Raw genomic sequence first — 20,103 nt, forward strand, 5'->3', positions numbered from 1 at the left:
CCATAGCCGGTCTGCTGCAGCATCTGCGTCCACTCGCTCAGGTCGATGCGTTGCCAGTCGACCTGACCCAGTTGCTGCGCCGTGAAGCCACCGCAATCGGGATTGTCATCTGGCCCGTAACCGTTGTTGCCGGCACCGGGATTCAGCTGCTGCTTGATCTGCTGCGCAAGGATACGCGTGATGACCGAGCTGTAACAGCAGGACTTCGTGGTTTCCTGCAGGCACACCCCGAGCGCGTCGACGGCGCAATACGTATTCATCGTGGCGCAAACCCGGTTCTGTTTCTTGACGCCGACTTGCAGTTCATCTGCGGAACATTTCGTCGCGAGTTGCCCAATCATCTTGGCGGCGGAGTAGTACATCATCGCCGTATTGAAATAGTCGTAGGCTTGGATAATCTGCTTGGCTGCCTCCGGACCCACTACTTGAGTCAACGCGTTGCTCACAATCGTACTCAGTGAGTTGTCGACCGCCGGAACACTGCCGCCGCTGCTAGACAGCGACCCAAAATCAAACACCTCCGTGCCGACGCCCTTTCCGATTGCCTGAGTTTGCATGCCCGCGCCAGCCGCCGACGACGACAGCTTGCTGCTGAGTCCGCCAGCGATTTGCCCGGCAACATTGCCGACGGCGCTGGTGACGTTATCTGCAAGCTGGGACGCTGCTTGCGTCAACGGACTAAGCCCGTCCTTGGCCTGCGCAATCAGCTGAGCCTTCAATTCCTTGGCTTGCGGAATCATGTCCGACAACGCAATGAGCGACGTCAGGCTAAGCCCGCTTGCCGCGTTGGCGCCCGTCGCGCAACAGTTGTTGGTCAACCCGACACCGGAGCCCAGATAGTTGTTGCAGTAGTTCTCCGCGCCCGCAAATACAATCGGGGTGCAGTTCCGTGGATAGGCATTGAGATCGGGTGCCGTGGCCGCGACCTCGCAGGTCGCCGGCATATTGGCGAGCGTGCCCGACAGGTCTTGTACCGGGCCGCCGTTGCATGTGACTGGAATCGGCTTTCCAGTTTCCTTGCAGATGTCCTGCGGACCCATGATCGGGATCATGCAATCCGTTGTCGTGCACGATGGGTTGTTCGGGTCCGGCTGATAGCCGGTCACGACTTGTATTTGTGTTGGTGTGCACGTATTGGCTCGGCTCGGGGGCTTTCCGGTCTCCGCGCACACCATGCCAGCGTGGATCGCATTGATCATCTGCGTCGCAGCAGCGAAACTCCCGAAGTCAGCATTCGATTCCTGCTGCGGGTTGTGGCAAGCATTGCCCAAGCATCGAACGGCCCCGGCGCACGCCTGCGACACCTTTCCGGTTGCATCAGTCGTCGAGGTGCATCCGGAAAAGAGACTACTGAGGAGACCCGGCTGGCCCGCCGGATCACCGCCGCCGTTCATGGTCTGCAGGCTGTCGGCGGCGCCAGATCCGAGCGTCGTGCCGAGATCCCGGCTCGCTCGGCCAGTGTTCGCGGAGTTATAGAGCCACTGGGCCGGTGAATCGCTATTGGGATTCGCCGCGGCGGCGGCTTTGTCGTTCAACTGCTGTTGGTACGCGTCACTCTGCAACGCCGCGGCGTTGGCCGAACCGCCATAGCTGCTGGTGTACTGTTGCAGCTGAGATGACCCATACGAGGACGGAATCGCGTCGTTCGCGCAGACCTGCCCTTTCGTCGTATCGCAGTTCGCGCTGCCCGACGTACCGTAGCTTGCGGGCCCCTTGGCGAGACTATTACCCATCTGGACGAAATTGAACTGGCCGGGCGCGCCGAGGATCATGCTTTGGGCGTCCGAGTAGTCATCGGCTCGTGCTGCGCCGGCGGCACAAATGCCGCCGGTGAGTGCGGCAATAGCAATAGCCGCCACGAACCGTGTCGCCTGCTTCGATGACATCAGAAGCCCCCCAAACAGTAATCGACCCAGCCTCCTTCAATCCCCGCGCACGCGGGGCACGCGCCGCTCAGGGCGTCGGTCCTAACACGGCTGACCTGCAATCCCCGCGCACGCGGGGCACACGATTTCTTCGGCCTCAATTCACACTGGGTATTCCTGCAATCCCCGCGCGCGCGGGGTACACGATCCCCGAGACCATGAGGAGAACCCGGTCCACCTGCAATCCCCGCGCGCGCGGGGTACACCACGCTGAACGTCGGACAGTGTGTGGGATAAGTTCAGAATGCAGAAATGCAAAAGGGAGAAGAGAGCCGACAGGCTTCGCCGCCCCCCACAAACCTCTACACAAATTGGCCGCTGGCAAGCGCAAGGGCAACTGCGTGGACTCGGTTGCGTGCATCGAGCTTGGCTTGGGCGGCAGCGATTCGCCCGACGACGGCGTGCTCTCCAATGCCTAGATGCCGAGCAATTTCCTTGTTGCTCATGCCAACAGCCACGCACAACAAAGTTTGTTTTAGAAGCGGAGAAAGGCGAGGAAGGCGGGCGCGGGGCGCGGTGGCCGTGAGTAGCTCTACTAAAGCGACTTGGTCGCGCTCGAAATCAGTAACGCTAGAATGGCAATCAGCCATGATTTCACCTGTTCGGTAGGTGGGTTGTGGTTAGGCTCGACCCGGTGTTGGCGCACCGTGTTGGGCCGCTTACTGCTAATTCATCGTCTCTATCCCAGCTCTCGCGCGATGAGCTTTCGGACGAGCTGCGCGATTGTTGTGTCGTTCTCGACGGCGCGGATCTTCAGCCGGCGATGGGTCTCTGGGTCGAGATCCAGGTTTAGCCGCACCGGTTTCGGCGGGCGTGATCCGGCCTGCGACTGCACCATGGCCGCGCCAGCGGCGAATTCTTCGGCTGTCGCCGGTGGGCTTCCCGGTGCTGCCTTGGTGGCCGTGCTCGGGCCAATCTTGAATTTACTCATTAACTCAACTCCAATGAGTTACTCAAACACTCATTTATTACGCTTCGAGTTCGAAGAACTCTTGGGATAACAGCTGGATCTCGGCGCGGGCCTGGTGGTTATCCCTCTCGACCACGCCCTGCCCTCCCAGCAGGGCATCGCGGTAAGCCTTGCGATCGCGAATGATTGTGTCGGCCAGCTCGAGCTGGTCGAACTGTTCCAGCAGTTCGCGGGCGTCTTCCGCTTCGCGGATGACGGGGTTGGACGGGGCCATCGACAGAACAGCCACGGCTTTCAGTTCCGGATTCAGGCCACGCGCGAGGGAGACCAGTTCATTGACCTTCGGGAGCGTTTCGAGATCTGCCTGACTTGCCTTTGTGGGGACCAGCATAAGGTTGGCGACGGCCATAGCCGAACGCATTTCCCGCGAGTCACGGCCGCCGGCATCCACAACGATCACCTGATAGCGCTTCGACAGGTCACGAAGCGTCGTGGCCACATCCCCAGTCCTTTGCACGCAGGGGATCGACGGCTGAATGCCGGCCTCGTCGCGTCGCTCGATGAATCGCGCGCATGTCGCCTGTCCATCCGTGTCCACAAGCACAACATCGATACCCTGATGCCCAAGGTGGACAGCAAGATTGGTCGCGATAGTCGACTTTCCGACGCCGCCCTTTTCCGCCGCAACCAGCACAATCATGAGAATCACCTCAAATGAGTTGAGTAATTGAGTTGATTCTAGGAGTTGAGTAATTGAGTGTCAATGGCCGCGACCCCAAATCGATCGGGCATGCTATGCGCCGGGTAAGGCTTGTGGGCGAGAAACAAAAAAATGGGCCTGATAGTGTCGAGGGTCCGGCGTGCTAGCAGAACGTAAGGTCTCGGCATTCCCGCAGCCGGCTCCATTGATAAGCCACGATGTACGGCAACGGGCCGTGTGACGCGAAAACATTGTCGACGTCACTGGAAGGCGAGTTAGCGATGGGCGGTGGCCGCAACGCCTACAGGCAAGAGGGGGATCGCAGGAATAGAAAAATTTTCACCGGATCATTGTGTCCGATGAAATCATTCGGGTATGATGCGAATTGCGTGCCAAAAGCACGCGCGGGCACGCCCTTCTTGGGCTAAGCCCCGGAAGGGTGTGGATATAGAAACACCTGACCGATGGAGGTGCCTATGGATCTACAAATGGTCCAACTGGTTCTCAAGGTCGTAGTTGAAGGTATCAGCTTCAGCTACTGCCTGATGGAACTGGGTCACAAGCTGTTCAATTAACGCAATGCTGACTTCGGCAGTTTTCCCCAACTGCCTCGCCCGACCTCCCCAGGTCGGGCTTTTTTTTGCCCGGCGCCGATATCGAGCGCTAGGCGTGGACCACAAAAAGTCACTTTCAAGACCAACACTTCGCACCCATACATGAAGGCGAAAACGTTGAAGTTCAACGGGTCGGTTGATGTGTCCCTATTTTTGAGCCCACATTGACGTGCCGAAAGATATTATCGAAATCGGCAGTCAACAGGGGTGACTGTATAGATATGCCTATACGCTGTCAACGAAAAACCCAGTTTTTGCAAGGAGGTTTCAGATGGAGCGGGGGGAGCGACAATTTCCTCGAAAGCCTTGCGTGGCGGGCCTCTCGGCCCAATTTTAGGTGCGTGTGGCGCGCTGACGTATAGGTCAAAAAGGCCTTTTCGTCACCTACAAAAAGGATCTTTCCCTGGCCGGCGGCAAAGTTACTTTCCTCTGCAAGTGCATTGCAAGACGGGCTCGTACCCGCTCCGAGGGGGCACCAGGCTGAACTTTAGCGGCTAAAATAGCCATAGACTATCTAAAATACGTTTTAGATAGTTTGTTTCGAGACCTGCTTGGGTCAAATGAAACGCCGGGCCTCGAGGGTATCGAGGTCCGGCGCATCGAATCACTTCTTGCCGTAGGTCGCGTCGTGATCGGGCTCGATCGTCAGGAAGCGGAGCGTGTTCCCGTCACGATAGGCGGTCGCGCGACGCGCCTGCGTGATGCGCAGCGAATACAGCGCATCGATGCCGGCCGGCGGCGCCACACTCGTGATCTTTTCCCACTTCAGGCCAGGATCCCGATACAGCTGGTCCCAGCTCAACTGCAGCAACTTCTTCAGGGTCGCGAGCACCCGTGATGCCTCCGGCTTATCCAGGTCGACCCACTGACGCTGGAAGACCGGATTATTCAGATCCACCTTTACGACGTCGTTTTTCTTGTGCATGTCGCAGCTCTTCGAAAAGGGCGTCAGGGTCGGATTCTTGCGGCGGATTGGCTTGGGACCACGCGAGTGCTGCCTGCAGGTCACGTTGGGCCTGAGGCGCATGCAGCCACGCTTCGTTTTCGGGGATCACGACGGCGGTGCGGACGAGCCACACCCCCGGCTCGCGCTCTTCGATGAGCACTTGCCGGCCGGCGAATTCCTTGCCAAGCGAAATCTGACCGCTCGAACCGACGACCTTGACACTGGTCTTGTGTTCAAACGTGTTCATTGCCGGTTTCGTCCTAGTAATTAAATGGGCGCACATCCCAATCTTTTCCTCCTCTTTGCCAAAAACGGTGCGCGGCGTCTTTGGCGGCCGTAATCCCGATATATGTCTGAGGGAGCAGCTCCTCGTAATAAACAGGCACCGGCTAGCGCCTGCATTCACTATAGCACAATCGCACGATTGCACAACCGCATGAACGCACAACTGCATGAACTTGAGGAGCGTACAGAGACTGGTTGTCGAGTGCACACATCTATATGTGATAATGTCCTTTATCACATATATAGGAGAGACCATGGCGACGGAATCGAACGAATCCAAAGGGGGCGGGCGAGACATCGTGTTGCCTGGGACAGCGACGGATCTCATCAAAGGGGTGCGCGAGATCCTGGGGCTCGTGAAGGATCTGCGAGAGTTTGCCGGATGGGGCATTGATGCGCTGGACAAAGGACGGCGACGACGCGCAGCAAAAAGCGTGGACAAGCTGACTTTCGGTCCGGACTTGTCCCGGCGACCACTCGAGCGCATCGCCGCAGGGCAGGGAACGCCGGAAGATTACGAGATGATCGCAACTCGGCTGGGCGAGTCGGCGGGAACTGTCGAGGAAAGCGTCGACCGTCTGGAAAAGTACCGGGACAGGCTGCGCGAGGAATATGGGCTTGCCGTGGCCAACAAGCTGACGGACGTTATTCGGGGGGCAGGGGGCAAGATGTCGTTACGTCTGGCTTTGGAACTGCTGGTCGAAGATTCCAAGGATGATCACTCCTCGCCAGAAGCTCTACAGTATCAGGCGCAATGGATCTTGCATTCGATCGACCTGCTGAATACCAATCTCATTGAACTGCATGATCTCATCGTGAAGCCTGCACGTCCCCATGACTAACGGAACCGGGTTAGCCGCAACTGCCGCGCCGACTTTGCCAGCCTTGATCGCGGTTGCCGGCCAGCGCGCCAGCCTGCGCTTCCTCGAGTTCTTCGCGTCGGCGATCCGCAATCCGCACACGCGGCGCGCGTACGCGCGCGCGGCCGGGGATTTCCTCGCCTGGTGCGCCGGCGCCGGCGTGCCGTCACTCACCGCCGTGCAACCGTTGCACGTGGCCAGTTGGATCGAACTGCAGACCCGCACGCACGCGGCGCCGACCGTCAAGCAGCGTCTGGCGGCGATTCGCCACCTGTTCGACTGGCTGGTGACCGGCCAGGTCGTGCCGGTGAACCCGGCCGCGTCGGTGCGCGGGCCCAGCCACACGGTTCGCACCGGCAAGACGCCGGTGCTCGAGGCAAGCGAGGCGCGGCAACTGCTGGACAGCATCGATGTAGCCACGCCGGTCGGCCTGCGTGACCGTGCGCTGATCGCGTTGATGGTGTTTTCGTTCGCGCGGATCGGTGCGGCGCTCGCGATGCGCGTCGAGGACGTCTATGTGCAGCAGCGTCGGCTGTGGGTGCGCCTGCGCGAAAAAGGGGGCAAGGCGCACGCGATGCCGTGTCACCACACGCTCGAGGCGTATCTGCACGCCTACCTGGACGGCACCGGGATTGGCGCCGATCCAAAGGGGCCGCTGTTCCGGACGATCGCGCGCGGCACCGGGCAACTGAGCGAGACCCCCTTGCCGCAGGCGAACGCCTACGCGATGGTGCGCCGGCGCGCGGCGGCGGCCGGCATCGCGACCGCCATCGGCAACCACACGTTCCGCGCGACCGGGATCACCGCGTACCTTCAAAACGGTGGAACGCTCGAGAACGCCGCGGCGATGGCGAACCACGCATCGACCCGCACCACGCAGCTCTACGACCGCCGCCACGACGCCATCAGCCTGGATGAGGTCGAGCGGATCCGCCTCTGAGTCCCACTCACTGTCCCGCCAAAGGAGCCGGTTATGGGAGATCTGTTCACGCGACAGCAGCTCGACGAGCAGGCCTGGGCCGGTCCGATCACGACGCTCGCGAAGTCACTGGCCGTCTCCGATGTCGGACTCGCCAAGGCGTGCCGGCGTGGTGACGCTACTACCGGAGTGGCGATTCACGATTGCACCCGATGCCGCACTTGGTCAGCGTGGTAGGTGTCGCTGGCCACCGCGTGAGGATGGCTGGGTGTCATCAACCCGAGCAGCAGCGCGCCGATGCGCAGGCATCTTTCTACCGTTTCCAACCAGCGGTTGAGTTTCTTATGCGTGTCTTCCGTCATCAGGCGGGCTCCAAAGGTGTCTGTTGGGACTGTGCTGTCACGACACGGTGGCGTGTGCGTTAGCCGATATGTTCCATGCGCCCAAGGCCGGCATCCCCTCGGATTTTCCGAGAACACGCGGGTGGTTTAGGAAAAGCCATCGCGGCATTGCTTGGGCGTCGTGGTATGGAGCTTGGCGTCACGACTTCGGACGGTCTACGTGTGGGTTTTGTACTCCGCTCCAACACATCGTCCCGACCGTGGCCTGTCAAGCCAGCAGGAGCAATTTTTTCTGCGGTCGAGCAATTCGAGGTTGGTTGTGTGGCATGCCAACCGAGCGGAAGGTATAGGGGGCGTAGGTAAACGCCGATCCCTTCGATTTGCACCGGTGCAAATGATTTGCACTGGTGCAAATTTCTGATGTCAGAAGCCGGCAGCACCGGCCGGGTTTCAACGGACCCCGCTTTGGCTCGAGGGGTGAGCGGTCGCGTCCCCAAAATCGATACCACTCGCTACGATCAATCCATGAAAAACGTACGCTGCTTCGTCGCCGCCAACGGCTGCCAAGTGATCAAAGTCGTGACCCCCGGCGGGGTCACGGGATACATCGATGCATCGATTCCGCTCGACGCGCTGCTTGGGCTCCGCAAGAAGCTTGTGGTCAGTCTGAAGCGACCCCTTGCCGAGCGACGAGGCAATCAGCGGCAGGAACAATGCCGGCGCCTTGAGCGCGTCGTGCGGAAACGTCACCAGCTGGCTCAAATCCGTCCGAGCTGCCTGCACGCGCGGTTCCTCTTAGTGCGACGCCCGCCCTCGCGCTGATTCCTCCCTCCAACCCTCGCTCGCCGCGAGGCAGGCCCGGGTGCGATGAAACTGCACCCGGCCCAGCCGGGAGCGTATTTCATCGCCGGCCGTCAAGGCACGCTGCACTCTTCGGCCTTGACGGAGCCAACGCCATCGGCACACCACCCTGGGGGCCCGCGAAGCGGGGCGCGGGCGTTCAGCCCGGAGCTCGGCCGGCCTTGCCGGCCGACGTGGGGGGAGCCGTTCGACGCTGGCGGCCCCAGCCGCCAGAGGGCGCCCCAGCGCCCGGCAGTCGAATGGGGGGCGAAGCCCCGACCGCCGGGCGAAGCGCGGCTACCTGCGTTTGCAAGCCGCCTAAGCGGCGATGGTCGGCGTCCAGCCGAGGCCAACGGCCCGAATCGAAGCGCATTGCGCGCAGAGGAGCCTGCAAAGGCAGGTAGCCGCGCTTCGCGCGGCGGTCCCCCGAGGGGCGGCGCAGCCGACCCGCTGGAGACCCGGCCAACGAGCCGGGTCGCGAAGGCAACTGGAAGGCGAGCAGGCGGGCGTCCAGCCCGCCAGGCAAGGGTCTGCGGCCCTAGCCGCCGAGCCGTAGGCGAGCCCTTGACGGTGCTTGCCTGGAAGGCGCAGCCCCCTCGTTGAGGGGGCGCAGTTCGTAACTCCATTTCTGCATTCTTCCGTTCGCAGATATCGTCACTGGTGAAACATAACTTATTAGGATACCTATGCACGATACCACTGCACGAAATCGGCTCGATGCCGCACGCGTTGCGCGCGCAACCGTCTTGGCTGATAAATCACCTCGCGCGCGGGGTGAAGAGAAAACGCGGATTGCACTCGATTGGATTTATCGATGGGGCTGGGCCGCTCCGACCACCCTCGATCTGCTAGTGGGAACCGTAAGTCGAGGGCTGGGTTCACGGCTGGTCAAACGAAGGCTTCTCGTCCGGACTCGCACTGAGGCTGGAGGCGGTGTGAAAGGGGTGCCCGCTTGGCTGCTCACACTTTCTCAGGTCGGCTTGGAGGAAATCGAGCGAGTGCGAGACACCTTGCTGCCGTACGAGTTGGATCCCTATCGCGTGCGCCAGGATCATCTACGGCACGGCCAGCTTGCTCAACTCGCGACAGCCCGCAACCTCTTAAAGGGCAACCTGCTCGAGGGATATCTGACAGAGAAAGAGCTCGCGGCGCGGTCTGCAGCGGGGATCAAACAACCGGACGTTGTGTGGGTTCTGCAATCCGGCGCACGAATCGCCGTGGAGGTCGAGCTGTCGGCTAAATGGGGGCGCGACCTCGATCACTTTGTGCACGCGTGCATCCAATCACTCGCCCCGCCGACAGACGGCGGTCGACCACGGTTCGACATGGTAACCATCAGTACCGATAGCCCGGCCATTGTCCGTCGGTACGAAGCCGCACTTCGGCCAGGTGTGAACTACAGCCGATGGACAAAGGACGCCCAGCGGCGCTGGGTCGTGACCGGCACCCGGCAGGTGCCTGCCTGGATCGATGGGAGGGTGGTATGCCAACTGTTGTCACTTTAATTTTTGCCATCCTCCTGGCTAGCTGCTCGGACGACGGCCTGCGGGAACGGAATGCCATGTTGCAGCAGCAGGTTGAGCAGCTCCAGCAACAGCAGCTCGCAATCGACTACTGGCAGCGCCAAGCTGGCATTGCCGAGGCGTGCGACGCGGTAATTTCGCTATGCCCGTCGGTGATCACCGACGCCGGCCATGCGGCCGAGCGTAAAGGCTATCGAGGTGGATCCAGCTGGGTGTTCTGGGCCATTTTCCTGATGAAGCTCACCTCTCTGGGTGCCGTCGTCGGTGGTGCAGTGGCCGGCTATCGCGCGGGCGCCGCGCGCTGGCTGATGCCAGCCCGGGAAAATCTGGCGCAGGCCCGATCAACAATCGAGGAAGCTCGGCAGACTGTGTTCGAGGCGCGCGAAGAGGCTAGCCGAGCCCGCGAGCAGGCCCGGGAGGCCGGAATCCAGCTGGCAGAGCGCCAGGAGGCTCTGGCGGGCATCCAGGCAACTCACTACCGGCTCAAAGCCGAAACCGAGCAGCTGGAAGTCGTTATGAAGGCGCTTCGGACCGGCTTCCAGTAGTGCGTACCTGTCTCAAATTTGGATCACCTTGCCTCAAAAACAGTACAGCTTGGCGGAAAGCCCATGGGGGCTGTGGCCTAACCGCCCCGCCCGACGCGGCAAAGCCGCGCCGAGCGCAAGGCCGGCATAAATCGCGGGAACCGCGTCGCTACGCGCCACAGCTCCCGCTCAAACCGGATCGTGTGCGATCCACCGCCAAACACGCCCGCGGCACGTAATCGCCATATAGCTTGCAGAGAGGGGGCGGCTATCCGCTGCGATCTGATAGCCCGCGCGCGATCTCAACGCGTCGACACGATGTAAAGGGCATACCCGGCCAGTGCGAACCCGGACAGTGCGACCAGGCAGCAAGCGCCGACCTGGTTGCGCTGCAAAGTGACGCAGAGAGCGTCGATTGATGAAACCGCGTCGATGAATTGTTTGAGCATGGTCGATTTCTCGGTGTGCCGGTCAGCCGGCGATGGGTTCCATGCTGGCGTCACGACTCGAGAAAATCCTCTTGTGGGATCTGCGCCGATTCGGGCGCACCGCCACGAGCGAATCGTCAAGCCAGCCCGCCTAGTGTCGAGGTGGCCGAGCAATTCGATGTGGCAGATTTTCCGAAAAACGAGGGTTCTGTCTTCGTCCTGAATCTCGACGAGGGTTATTTCTTCACGAGCTCGGGACGCCAGGTGCGAACGACAGCCTCGAACTGCGCGCCGTAGCCCAGTGTGTCGGGGTAGCTGTTCGCGCGCGAGATCAATCGAAACACCACGCACATGTCCTCCATGATGTCGTCATCATCAAGGCCCCAGGCCGTCGTCAGGTCGTAGCTGCCGCACAGACGGGCATTCCACCAGGCCAACAGAAAGTTGGCGACGCGCCAGCTCGGGCCGGTGTCACGCAGGGCAATCTCGAGCAGGTTTTCGAGAGCCTGTTTCTCTTCTGGCAGCATCTGATTGGGATTCATGGTTCCTCGCTATGGGAGCAGATGATCTTTCTTACCCCCTTCGATTGGACAAGGTACGGGGTGGGATCTATCAAACTTCATGAAAATGAAAATCAACCTACAGGATCGTCGGCCAGCGGCGGAACTGGAACATTCACTGCCGATGCTCGTCCTCATGTGTGGTTCCCAGCCGAGGAACACGACGGGACGCCTGTCAACACCATCCTCTCCAGCAGCCATAGCTGGAGCACCGTCACTCAAATGAGTTGAGTGACGGTGCTCGATTCACAATGCAGGCGTAGAGTAGTAGAGCATCAGTGCAATCACGACGGCCAAAACAAGCCACTTCATCATATTTGCCTCCGTAGGCAGTTTCAAAGTGGCCTGATAGGCGTTCAAAACACAGACAAAGGCGGCTTGAGCGGTCGTCGATCACCAGGCCGGTGGTTTCCCCCGCTGCGCGGCACAACGGCGTTGATCGCCCAGGCACTCCAAGTTGGATAACCATCCAAGCCCCTTCATGGGAGCTATAGGAAGTCTCGTAAGCTACTGGACAGGTTCGCCCGGCGCTCACAGGCGCCCGGTTGAGCTGACAGACGGCCTTGGCCGTCTGTCAGCGATTTATCCGGGTCTTGGCGCTTTAGCGCCTAGACCGGTGCGTCGAGGGTGCTTGCATACCTCATCGGGGGTCGTCCAGCTGCCGATAGGCGGCGGTGTATGCCCCCGCTTGCGGGGGCGTGGATGAACTGCTGAGGCGTGGAACAAGCAAGCGAGGCGACTACACGACACGTTGTCCACAGGCGAGTCGCTAATTACGGCGTCGACCTTTGTAGAGATATTTGTTCTTGGTTGTAAACCTTGTTTGTAAACATCTTTGTAGGGATCGGCAAATCCAATACTGATAAGGGTTTGAGAGGCATCTCTCTGACATTTTTCGGGGTAGTCTGACAAATTTCGGGGTAGTCGGGCTTTTTTTGGGGGCTATCTGACAAATTTCGGGGTAGTCGGGCTTTTTCCGGGGTGGTTGCTTATTTTTTGAGCACATCGCTTGCCGACCCGAGAAATTCTGACATACACTCGTCGATGTCAGAATTACCCGGAAAATGTCAGAATGGCCGACCTTGCAAAACTACCCGAAACCCACACGCGCGAGCTGAGCGTGACGGTCAAGAATGAGCTTGTACGGCGCATTCAGCGCATGAAGCTGAGCGAAAAGCGCCTGCTGGCTCTGGCCATTGCTAAGTGCAATCCCAAGGCGAAGATATTGAAACACAGGGCAATGTCCGTCGATCCGGCGACCGGTGCAGCAGCTGGCTGGACTATCCGCGTAACCGCTCAGGAGTTCATCGAGGCATATCCTCACATCGAGGCAAAACACGCCTATTCCGAGCTTAAACAGGCCGCGGAAAGCCTCTGGGACTGCGAGGTGGTCTGGTACGAAGAGGTGACTGAGCGAGGGAAAAAAGACACCAAGCGCCGCAGCGTACGCTGGATCTATGAGAAGGTGGACACAACGACCTCGGGCTGGGTGGATCTTAAATTCTCACCCAGCATTGCCCCCTACCTGCTCGGCATTGAAAGCGAGTTCACAAAGTACAAGCTGAGGCATGCGGGCGACCTGCGGTCGATGTATTCGTGGCGGCTGCTCGAACTCATGGCGCAATTCCGAGATACAGGGTTCGTAACCATTTCATACGACGAGTTCTGTCAAGCCGTGGGCGCGCCGGATAGCTGCGTGAAGGATTCTGGCCAGCTACGCCGCCGTGTCATCGAACCGGCGGTGAAGGAGTTGCAGGAAAAGAACGCTCTGGCAATCGAGTGGAAGCCCATCACGCCTGCCGGCCGAAAAGTCACTGGGTTCCACTTCAAATTCAAGCCAGATCCGCAAGGCAGACTATTCTGACATCGATAACGAAATGTCAGGCTACCCCGAAAAATGTCAGAGACAAACCATAGATATGCATTGAGAGAGGTGGAATGGCGTGAGCCCGCGGCGGCCGACATCGAAGAGCCGCACGAGGCCGCGTACACTCGTCTCGTGAGCGGACGATAATGAAAAAGGTGACCTGACCCGAGGACATAAAAATGGATGCCGATCTTCTTAAACTCGTGATTTTCCCAGTCGCGTTCATCGCGCTGATGGCGATCATCAAGATCGGTGGTCTGTTTTTCCGCAAGTCAGAACCGCGAGACTGGACCGAGGGGGAGGGGAACTCGCTCGTGACAATGCGGTTGGCGTCGTTCGACGACGCGGGCGGCCCGCCGCGCGGCACGATTCATGACGTTGCCTTGGCGCAGGTCAACTGGCTCAATGAGGAGACTTTGACGATCAATCCGGCAACCAATCTGCCGATGGTCAGTGCCGCGTTTGACGTCGCGGGGAACCCTTTCGGCTTTCCCCCGGCCCTTCACACGGCCCTTTTCGATGGCGAGTGGGCGGACGAGGCCGGTTGGCACATCAACCCTGCAACCGGCATCCCGATGTACCCGATCAATCCAGCAACAAACCTGCCGATGCTCAATACCATGTTCGACATCGCAGGCAATCCCTTTGGGTCGCCATCGCCGCTCGAGAGCGATTAAGGCTCGGCGAGCGGCGTAAGGAACTGCGCCGTGGATCCAGCCCGTGCTACAACACGGGGCGGCCTTGTAAGGTGTCTCCAGAATCAACCGTCGCCGGCACCTCGGCTGTGAAGCGGCTTCGTGTAGAGTTGCTGTGCGGCGGTCGTGGCCCCCGAATCAGCTGGCTTGGGTTGTGGAGCTACCGGCGGGTCTTGGTGAGGCACCAAAAGATTAGTCGGATCTTCCTTGTGCTTGCCCTGCCAATCATCGAAACGCTGATCGCTCGTCTTCTTCAGTTTCCCTTCCTCGTCTTTGGCGGCTGCAACGCGTGAGGAGGCGACCGCTTCTACACCCGCGGCTTTCCTCTCTACCGCTCCGACCTTGCCCCCGACCGTTCCCGCAACGTTGCCCGCTTGCGGCGCAACGGCGTCGGGGTTGGAAAGGTCAGATACACCGAACTTCTGTGCGGCTTTATCCACGGCGCCGTCGACTTTCCCTGGCAACGCCGCCGATTGACGAAGCTGCTCCGGCGACAAACCGGGCTGACCGAGGCTCGCACGAGCATTGTCCAGCGTAGCGGCCGATTGCGCCAACACCGAGGCATTGCGGCCAAGTCCCTGCGCATCACCATAGCCCGTTGCTTCCGCAAGCTTGCTTGCAATCGCGTACCCCAGCGCATGTTCGGCCATGTTCCCTGACCTGAGCATCGCCTGCGCATTGCGATACAGCGCAAACATAGCGCCGGGAGAGTAGCTTCCGTCCTTCGGGACCCCGTCCGTTGCTTTCCCTATGAGCGCTTGCGCTTGCTCGGCGTTGCCTCCGCTTGCAACGTTCGCGAGCGTTCCGATCGCCTGTCTGGCTCGAGAAAGGGCACCGATCTGCTTGTCCTGAGACATCTGTTGAGCGTTTTGAGCCAACGCACCAAGCGAGATGGAGTTCTGTGCCCCAGTGGTCTCCGACGCCGATATCGCACGTTGTGTGCTCTGCATCAGCGATGCGGTTCGCGAGGTCTGCAATCCAAGTTCCCGAACCTGGCTTTCGGCTTCTTCTCGATTGCCGGACAAGCCGACGCTGCCAGATGTTCCGGTCCGCCCGGAGGTATCGTCACGCGCACTCTTCCCAGTTCTACCCGTGGCATCAGACGACCCCCGCTCGTCATGTGAAGTGGAATTCTGATCGTTAGTCCGCGATGTTCCGCCAAGGCTTACAGAAGGGCCGATCTTCCCAGGTAGCGCCAGCCTAATACTGCCCCCGGCCTCAGTCGAATGCTGATTCGCGACTGCGCTACCCTGGCCATCAACACTTGAGATCGCCTTGCTTGCCGCGTCCGACGCATCGCTGGAAATCGTTCCGCTGCTTGAGAAATCTGCGTTTTTCTGAAAAGCAGCCTGGCGCCCAAAGCGCTGCGAAAACTGCGCCATTGCTTTCGAGTAGTCAGAAACAGAGCGTTGGTGCTGCAATTGCGCTGCAACGTTCTGCGTCATGCCATCGCTATAGGAGCTGCCCTGCTGGAGCGTAGGCGATTGCGTCACGTCCGCGTTGCTAAGCGCTGTTCCGCTCCGCAACGCATTCAAGTAGCCGGGCCCCGCGGCTGGAAGACCAGTATTCGCCTGATATGAGCCCTCGAAAGCGCCGGCGTTCGACGCCTTGTCTACGGTCGGGGCCAGCCTGCCGCTGTCAACATAGGCCTCACCGTTCCCCGAGGATCTGGTCGCCAGGCTCGTCATCGCGAAGATCGACCCGGTAAGCACCGAAAAAGAGATCAGCGGGGCGGACGCCATCATCGAGCCGGACGACGCCAACATGTTCGCGACGTTGTCGTAGAGGTGATCAATCTGGCTCGGCGCGAACATCATCCCGCTCACTCGAGAACCACGGATCATCGAGTTGAAGGAAACCTGGGTGTAGTAGCTGATAATCGCAGCGATCGGCATCCACGTCTGCGTCCACAGGCCGAAAAGAAAGTACATCACGTAGATCCGGACCGCCGCCAGACCTGCACCGATCGCGATGATTGCCACGATTGGTGCAAGCGCCGCGAAGAGGAACGTCATGAGGTTCATCGCGCTCGTCATGAAGTTGACGAACATCGATCCGCTCGCCGCCATGCTGATGCGCGCACGCTCGTACGCCTCGCCCATGATCTGCTGGAACGCTGCCGCGGCATTGGGATTTGCATCCGCCCGGATCGCAGCAAGCGCCGCCGGCGAGAACACCTGATTCATCATGAAGGTGTTCGCGTCACCGCCGATCTGGGCCGCCAGGTTCTGGTAGTACTGCGCTTGCGTCTGATACGCCGCGTCCGTCCCCGTGTAGGTTGTGCCCGGCGTGTCCACCGTCGAATCGACCATTGCGGTGACCGTCGCGAGATCCTTCCCCATCGTGACCCCGCGGGGGCTGAGCATCTCGAACACCGGCTTGTTTTGCACATACTGCTGCATCGAACCGACGAGCCCATTTGCGGCGGTCTGGCAGGGCACGAGCGCAGGCGGCGCCGACGCCACCGACTGGTCGATGTAGATCGTGTAGTTCAGCGGCTGGGAGAGCAGTAGCCCAACAATTCCGGCGCCTGGGGCTGGCTCATCGAGCTGGGTCATATCCAACACAGATTGGTGATTTGTGCCCCCGGTCTTGCAGTAATGCATGAAGTTCAAGAGGTTCGTGCAGGTCGACTGGTGGACGTTGCAGTCGTACATCGTGCGCATGGCCAGCATGATCTTGAGCGGCTTCGCGAACCCATCGGTGCCCAACGACATGAAGTTGTTGTCGGAAGACGCGGTGCTAAACGCCGTCTCGATGCCGCTTGTCACGCGATAGTTGATCATGCCCGCGATCCCCAATGCGTACGCGACGCCAATCGGTACGTTGTCAACATACAGCGGTGGCGAACCGGCCGCCCCGTTGGCGTTGAAGTACGACACGACGCGCACGGACGTGGTCGGGTAGAACATCAGTATCGCGATGATCATCATCAACACATACTCACCGATCAACAACCGCATCTTGAAGATCGAGGTGAGCAGCACCCCTACTAGCCCGACAAGCGAGAGCGCAGACATGCCGCCCGCAATAAACGATCCCGCGACGTCGCCATGGCCGAACAGCATCGCTATTGCATTCAGTGCCGCAGCTATCGGAGCAGGGTCCCCAGCGGTCCACATCGTCGGGAAGTCCGACGATGAGGGCACCGTCCCGATGTTGCCGAGCGGGTCGGCGAACGCGACCATCGGAACTGCAAGCGCGCCCAACCCCGCAATGCATCGCGCACCATGGCGAATCAATCGGTGAATTTTCACGGACACTGCCCTCCCTCTGAATTCAGTTTGGGAAAGTGTCCGTGAGAAGGTGCAAACACAGAAATGCAAAACACTGCACGCCCAAACCGGCGGCAGGAAAACCGGCTACGCGGACTGGAGCAAATAATAGGGCGATCCGCCGCCGAGGATGGCCCAATTGGTTTGGAACTGCTCGTCCTCAGTCGTGGCACGGCCGGTATCCAATGGGCCCGTGCGTTGAATTCAGTGCAGACTGCCGGGCGCCGCGGCGCCGACAGTCCCAACTCACACAGGTATGGTCGTAGGCGCCCGCATCATGCGTTGTGTGTGCGCTGCATACGCCCCATGTTCCTTCAACGCTTTCAGCGCGGCGGACACATCAGAAATGCCCGCAGCGATCGCGAGGTGACGTTTCCCCTCAAGCAGGCTTCCGTCGACACGCTTCCAGTAGATCCAGTCGCCATTTTCCTGGCGCGTTAGCTTCAGCTTCGATTTCTCGAGTGTCACACCGACGAACCGCATGTCGGTGGACAGACGCCAGATGTGGAACTCGACAGCGCCGAGACGTCGGTACTTTGATGCGCGAGAGAACGGTGCACCCGACAACGGGATATTGTCGCGCACCCATTCATACCCCGAAGCCTCCATCACCTGCCTGGCCATCGCTCCCGCCATTTGCTTGAATCGATCACGCTGCGGGTAGTTATCGGCGAACTGGTCATCGAACTCCTCCAGAAGCTCGTCTGATACGGCTTCCAACGCCGGCCGACCGAGGTCGGACGCCGTCATCATTTTGATCTTCGAACTCTCGCGGTTCAAAAACGCCCAAAGTCTGGCGCTCTCCGGTCGCCCCGAGACGTCGGAGTAGGAACGTGGATTAAATGCCGGGATAGTCATGGTTGCCTCCGTTCAGGAACAACTCCAGCGTACCAGCTGATTTCAGTCGCGTCAAATTCGACGGCAGCGAATTAGACGGCACTTGGGTTCCTGGGGCGTTCGGCGGAAACTGACAGGAGTTAGACGCCACGGTTGGCCAGGGTGGCACTTAGAATCGCGGCCCCAACAGGAGCATCGAGAATCTCATGGACACCCCTACCGTCAAGCTTTCGGCACCGACTGTATCGAATGACGGAACGATCGTGTTTACCGCGCACCGTGTGGGCGAGGGCTACGGATCGTTCGCGATTTCGCCGGCGGTGATGTGCACCGCGCTCGGCGCCCGCGACCAGAGCGGCCCTCAATGCCAAAGTGCGTTCGAGGCGAATCGGGAACGCATCGCAAGCGCCGTCGCGCGCCAGTTACCGCTCCCTGATAGCGGCACACCGCGTTTCCTGCGCGCATCGGACCTATAGATCGCGGCACGATCGTCTCGACGTCAGGTGCGTGCAACGTTCGCCCGATGATCGATCTGGGTTTCAAACCGTATATACTATTTATACCGTTAATATTCGGAGAGACATGTGAACACTCAAGCTGCAACCGCACTGATGGCAGAGCCCTTCCCCCTTCCCACGAGCACCAACTTGGCAACCAAGACAGGCCACGACGCAGTCGCCGAAACCGACACGGCAAGCTCGGCGGTGGCCGAGGTCACGCCCGCCAAACCCACGCCGGTAAAGAAGGCGGCGAAGGCCACGAAGGAGACGAAGACACCGAAAGCGGCGAAGGCCCCCGCGCAAGCTCCGGTAGCACCGAGCGCGGATACCAAGGAGAAACGGGCAAAGAAGCCGAAGGTCGTGCGTGACAGCTTCACGATGCCGAAGCAGGACTACGACAAGATTCAGGCGTTGAAGCAAAAGTGCCTCGAGGCTGGCGTCGCCGTGAAGAAAAGTGAGCTCTTGCGCGCGGGTCTGATCATGCTCGAAGCGGCGGCCACCACCCGTTTGCTCGCTGCCGTTAAGGCGGTCGAGACCGTGAAGACCGGTCGGCCTGCGAAGTCGTAGAAATTCGCGGCGCGAGCCGCGTAGCTCCGCAGGTCGTCGTGACGGGTTCAAAGGGGAACAGAGCTTCATCACGTTCTCGGGACAACAGCTCGCCATGCTCTCGACGGTGCGCGTTACAGCCACCACCGATAAGGGGCAAACTGCCCGAACCTACTGCGGAGACGGCGGAGTAATGCAGTTCGTCGGGACCTGCACGGGCGGATCGTTGTACTCGATCTGAATGAGCGCCCATGCCTCACCAGAGCCGCCCACCTGCAGGTAGAGTCCGGTCGGAACATCGCCTCCCTTCGTAAAGTCGCTGGTCAGATCGATGTAGTCTCCCCCCTGCGACTCCGGGACCGGGACGATGTGGATCTGGTCGATGCCTAAGGTTCCTGGTGGAATCTGCAATCCCCCCCACGCGGTGTGAAGCTCGCATGTACCGGCACCGCCGTAGTAAGGCGTGTTGAACCAACCCGACGACGCAAACACTTGACGCCCGTTGATCTTGATCAGGGCGTGGTCGTCCCAGATGATCTGATTCAAGTGGGCCTGGACGATGAGTTCCGGATGGGTAACTTTGAAAATCCCTTCGTGGCTGAAGAGCGCCTGGCACATTTGGCCGTTGATGGTGTGGAACGCGTAGTAGCCAAGATACAGCTGTACGCAATGCTGCCCCACGGTTGGCGTGCAATTGCCAAGCGGCGTACTCTGGGGAAAATCAGTATGTGTCGTCGTCCACTGGACCACATTGTCGACGGGCTTGGCGGGCGGGGCATAGACCGGTATGCCGCTCGGATCCATGTAGCACTTCGGCTGCGTTTGAGTCGCGACAGCGCGGACTGCCTCGAGGTTGTTGTTCTGGGTCAGCTGCCGTGATCGCGTCGCCACGTTCTCCTGCTGATCAACCAGCGGCGCACCGGAGTTCGGCATATAGTAAGCAACCGCGCTATTGGGGCTGCTTGCGACCGCATTGACCTGTGTACCGGTCTGGGGAAGACCATAGCC

At 60.0% G+C, this 20,103-nt stretch carries 20 protein-coding genes and 1 pseudogene; 9 read left to right on the forward strand and 12 right to left on the reverse strand.

Annotation, left to right across the window (positions count from 1 at the left end; all coding sequences use genetic code 11):
- From traN to U4Z31_RS35440, 6 genes are all read right to left on the reverse strand, one after another.
- On the reverse strand, nucleotides 1–1,886 hold a 1,886-nt coding region (traN, locus tag U4Z31_RS35420; RefSeq protein ID WP_321812818.1), incomplete at its 3' end, for a conjugal transfer protein TraN.
- Between the two features lie 341 nt (nucleotides 1,887–2,227).
- Nucleotides 2,228–2,515, reverse strand: a complete 288-nt coding sequence (locus U4Z31_RS37270; protein WP_415750329.1) for a response regulator transcription factor — start codon at nucleotides 2,513–2,515, stop codon at nucleotides 2,228–2,230.
- Between the two features lie 89 nt (nucleotides 2,516–2,604).
- Entirely contained in the window at nucleotides 2,605–2,856 is a 252-nt protein-coding gene (locus U4Z31_RS35425) for a hypothetical protein (RefSeq protein WP_321812819.1), read from the reverse strand.
- Between the two features lie 37 nt (nucleotides 2,857–2,893).
- On the reverse strand, nucleotides 2,894–3,535 hold the full coding sequence (locus U4Z31_RS35430; protein WP_321812820.1) for a division plane positioning ATPase MipZ: 642 nt from the start codon (nucleotides 3,533–3,535) through the stop codon (nucleotides 2,894–2,896).
- 1,218 nt (nucleotides 3,536–4,753) lie between these two features.
- Nucleotides 4,754–5,047, reverse strand: coding sequence for a hypothetical protein (locus U4Z31_RS35435; RefSeq protein WP_321812821.1), 294 nt, complete (start codon nucleotides 5,045–5,047; stop codon nucleotides 4,754–4,756).
- Nucleotides 5,034–5,342, reverse strand: coding sequence for a hypothetical protein (locus tag U4Z31_RS35440; protein WP_080487031.1), 309 nt, complete (start codon nucleotides 5,340–5,342; stop codon nucleotides 5,034–5,036). Before U4Z31_RS35440 ends, U4Z31_RS35435 begins: the two co-directional genes overlap by 14 nt.
- Before the next feature lie 292 nt (nucleotides 5,343–5,634).
- On the opposite strand from U4Z31_RS35440, the gene U4Z31_RS35445 reads away from it, so the two are divergent.
- Both U4Z31_RS35445 and U4Z31_RS35450 read left to right on the forward strand, forming a co-directional pair.
- Complete coding sequence (locus tag U4Z31_RS35445; protein ID WP_321812822.1) at nucleotides 5,635–6,222, forward strand: hypothetical protein; 588 nt, start codon at nucleotides 5,635–5,637, stop codon at nucleotides 6,220–6,222.
- Nucleotides 6,215–7,180 carry a tyrosine-type recombinase/integrase gene (locus U4Z31_RS35450; RefSeq protein ID WP_321812823.1) on the forward strand — a complete coding sequence of 322 codons (966 nt, stop codon included), beginning with the start codon at nucleotides 6,215–6,217 and terminating at the stop codon, nucleotides 7,178–7,180. Before U4Z31_RS35445 ends, U4Z31_RS35450 begins: the two co-directional genes overlap by 8 nt.
- A gap of 176 nt (nucleotides 7,181–7,356) precedes the next feature.
- On the opposite strand, the gene U4Z31_RS35455 is transcribed toward U4Z31_RS35450, so the two are convergent.
- Complete coding sequence (locus U4Z31_RS35455; RefSeq protein ID WP_321812824.1) at nucleotides 7,357–7,521, reverse strand: hypothetical protein; 165 nt, start codon at nucleotides 7,519–7,521, stop codon at nucleotides 7,357–7,359.
- Nucleotides 7,522–8,025: 504 nt separating this feature from the next.
- Between U4Z31_RS35455 and U4Z31_RS35460 the strand changes: the two genes are divergently transcribed.
- From U4Z31_RS35460 to U4Z31_RS35470, 3 genes are all read left to right on the forward strand, one after another.
- Complete coding sequence (locus U4Z31_RS35460; RefSeq protein WP_321812825.1) at nucleotides 8,026–8,322, forward strand: hypothetical protein; 297 nt, start codon at nucleotides 8,026–8,028, stop codon at nucleotides 8,320–8,322.
- Nucleotides 8,323–9,026: 704 nt separating this feature from the next.
- A complete protein-coding gene (locus U4Z31_RS35465) occupies nucleotides 9,027–9,845 on the forward strand; it encodes a hypothetical protein (protein ID WP_321812826.1) in 819 nt (272 codons plus the stop codon).
- Nucleotides 9,824–10,408 carry a hypothetical protein gene (locus U4Z31_RS35470; protein ID WP_321812827.1) on the forward strand — a complete coding sequence of 195 codons (585 nt, stop codon included), beginning with the start codon at nucleotides 9,824–9,826 and terminating at the stop codon, nucleotides 10,406–10,408. Before U4Z31_RS35465 ends, U4Z31_RS35470 begins: the two co-directional genes overlap by 22 nt.
- A 281-nt stretch (nucleotides 10,409–10,689) precedes the next feature.
- Here the strand turns inward: U4Z31_RS35470 and U4Z31_RS35475 are convergent, their stop codons facing one another.
- Together U4Z31_RS35475 and U4Z31_RS35480 are read right to left on the reverse strand one after the other, a co-directional pair.
- A complete protein-coding gene (locus U4Z31_RS35475; protein WP_321812828.1) occupies nucleotides 10,690–10,836 on the reverse strand; it encodes a hypothetical protein in 147 nt (48 codons plus the stop codon).
- A gap of 215 nt (nucleotides 10,837–11,051) precedes the next feature.
- Entirely contained in the window at nucleotides 11,052–11,357 is a 306-nt protein-coding gene (locus U4Z31_RS35480) for a hypothetical protein (RefSeq protein ID WP_321812829.1), read from the reverse strand.
- Nucleotides 11,358–12,447: 1,090 nt separating this feature from the next.
- Here U4Z31_RS35480 and U4Z31_RS35485 point away from each other — a divergent pair.
- Both U4Z31_RS35485 and U4Z31_RS35490 read left to right on the forward strand, forming a co-directional pair.
- Nucleotides 12,448–13,239: a replication initiation protein gene (locus tag U4Z31_RS35485; RefSeq protein WP_321812830.1), complete on the forward strand. Its 792-nt coding sequence runs from the start codon at nucleotides 12,448–12,450 to the stop codon at nucleotides 13,237–13,239.
- A gap of 182 nt (nucleotides 13,240–13,421) precedes the next feature.
- Nucleotides 13,422–13,919, forward strand: coding sequence for a hypothetical protein (locus U4Z31_RS35490; RefSeq protein ID WP_321812831.1), 498 nt, complete (start codon nucleotides 13,422–13,424; stop codon nucleotides 13,917–13,919).
- An 83-nt stretch (nucleotides 13,920–14,002) separates the two neighbouring features.
- Here U4Z31_RS35490 and U4Z31_RS35495 read toward each other — a convergent pair whose 3' ends face one another.
- Nucleotides 14,003–17,194, reverse strand: coding sequence for a conjugal transfer protein TraG N-terminal domain-containing protein (locus U4Z31_RS35495; RefSeq protein ID WP_321812832.1), 3,192 nt, complete (start codon nucleotides 17,192–17,194; stop codon nucleotides 14,003–14,005).
- 264 nt (nucleotides 17,195–17,458) lie between these two features.
- Complete coding sequence (locus U4Z31_RS35500; protein ID WP_321812833.1) at nucleotides 17,459–18,070, reverse strand: hypothetical protein; 612 nt, start codon at nucleotides 18,068–18,070, stop codon at nucleotides 17,459–17,461.
- A gap of 185 nt (nucleotides 18,071–18,255) precedes the next feature.
- Here U4Z31_RS35500 and U4Z31_RS35505 point away from each other — a divergent pair, with 185 nt between their 5' ends.
- Both U4Z31_RS35505 and U4Z31_RS35510 read left to right on the forward strand, forming a co-directional pair.
- Nucleotides 18,256–18,525 carry a hypothetical protein gene (locus U4Z31_RS35505; protein WP_321812834.1) on the forward strand — a complete coding sequence of 90 codons (270 nt, stop codon included), beginning with the start codon at nucleotides 18,256–18,258 and terminating at the stop codon, nucleotides 18,523–18,525.
- A gap of 108 nt (nucleotides 18,526–18,633) precedes the next feature.
- The gene (locus tag U4Z31_RS35510; protein ID WP_321812835.1) at nucleotides 18,634–19,116 is read left to right on the forward strand and encodes a hypothetical protein; all 483 of its coding nucleotides are present in this window, start codon (nucleotides 18,634–18,636) and stop codon (nucleotides 19,114–19,116) included.
- 150 nt (nucleotides 19,117–19,266) lie between these two features.
- Here the strand turns inward: U4Z31_RS35510 and U4Z31_RS35515 are convergent.
- Nucleotides 19,267–20,103 (reverse strand): annotated as a pseudogene (locus U4Z31_RS35515) (conjugal transfer protein TraN); the annotation flags it as partial.

It is taken from the genome of Burkholderia sp. BCC1985 (assembly GCF_905339915.1).
Taxonomy (GTDB): domain Bacteria; phylum Pseudomonadota; class Gammaproteobacteria; order Burkholderiales; family Burkholderiaceae; genus Burkholderia.

Excerpts from the sequence above, each read along its gene's own strand:
- U4Z31_RS37270 (WP_415750329.1), bottom strand. The coding sequence starts at position 2,515 with ATGGCTGATTGCCATTCTAGCGTTACTGATTTCGAGCGCGACCAAGTC.
- U4Z31_RS35425 (WP_321812819.1), bottom strand. The coding sequence starts at position 2,856 with ATGAGTAAATTCAAGATTGGCCCGAGCACGGCCACCAAGGCAGCACCG.
- U4Z31_RS35430 (WP_321812820.1), bottom strand. The coding sequence starts at position 3,535 with ATGATTGTGCTGGTTGCGGCGGAAAAGGGCGGCGTCGGAAAGTCGACT.
- U4Z31_RS35440 (WP_080487031.1), bottom strand. The coding sequence starts at position 5,342 with ATGAACACGTTTGAACACAAGACCAGTGTCAAGGTCGTCGGTTCGAGC.
- U4Z31_RS35445 (WP_321812822.1), top strand. The coding sequence starts at position 5,635 with ATGGCGACGGAATCGAACGAATCCAAAGGGGGCGGGCGAGACATCGTG.
- U4Z31_RS35450 (WP_321812823.1), top strand. The coding sequence starts at position 6,215 with ATGACTAACGGAACCGGGTTAGCCGCAACTGCCGCGCCGACTTTGCCA.
- U4Z31_RS35455 (WP_321812824.1), bottom strand. The coding sequence starts at position 7,521 with ATGACGGAAGACACGCATAAGAAACTCAACCGCTGGTTGGAAACGGTA.
- U4Z31_RS35460 (WP_321812825.1), top strand. The coding sequence starts at position 8,026 with ATGAAAAACGTACGCTGCTTCGTCGCCGCCAACGGCTGCCAAGTGATC.
- U4Z31_RS35465 (WP_321812826.1), top strand. The coding sequence starts at position 9,027 with ATGCACGATACCACTGCACGAAATCGGCTCGATGCCGCACGCGTTGCG.
- U4Z31_RS35470 (WP_321812827.1), top strand. The coding sequence starts at position 9,824 with ATGCCAACTGTTGTCACTTTAATTTTTGCCATCCTCCTGGCTAGCTGC.
- U4Z31_RS35475 (WP_321812828.1), bottom strand. The coding sequence starts at position 10,836 with ATGCTCAAACAATTCATCGACGCGGTTTCATCAATCGACGCTCTCTGC.
- U4Z31_RS35480 (WP_321812829.1), bottom strand. The coding sequence starts at position 11,357 with ATGAATCCCAATCAGATGCTGCCAGAAGAGAAACAGGCTCTCGAAAAC.
- U4Z31_RS35485 (WP_321812830.1), top strand. The coding sequence starts at position 12,448 with ATGGCCGACCTTGCAAAACTACCCGAAACCCACACGCGCGAGCTGAGC.
- U4Z31_RS35490 (WP_321812831.1), top strand. The coding sequence starts at position 13,422 with ATGGATGCCGATCTTCTTAAACTCGTGATTTTCCCAGTCGCGTTCATC.
- U4Z31_RS35500 (WP_321812833.1), bottom strand. The coding sequence starts at position 18,070 with ATGACTATCCCGGCATTTAATCCACGTTCCTACTCCGACGTCTCGGGG.
- U4Z31_RS35505 (WP_321812834.1), top strand. The coding sequence starts at position 18,256 with ATGGACACCCCTACCGTCAAGCTTTCGGCACCGACTGTATCGAATGAC.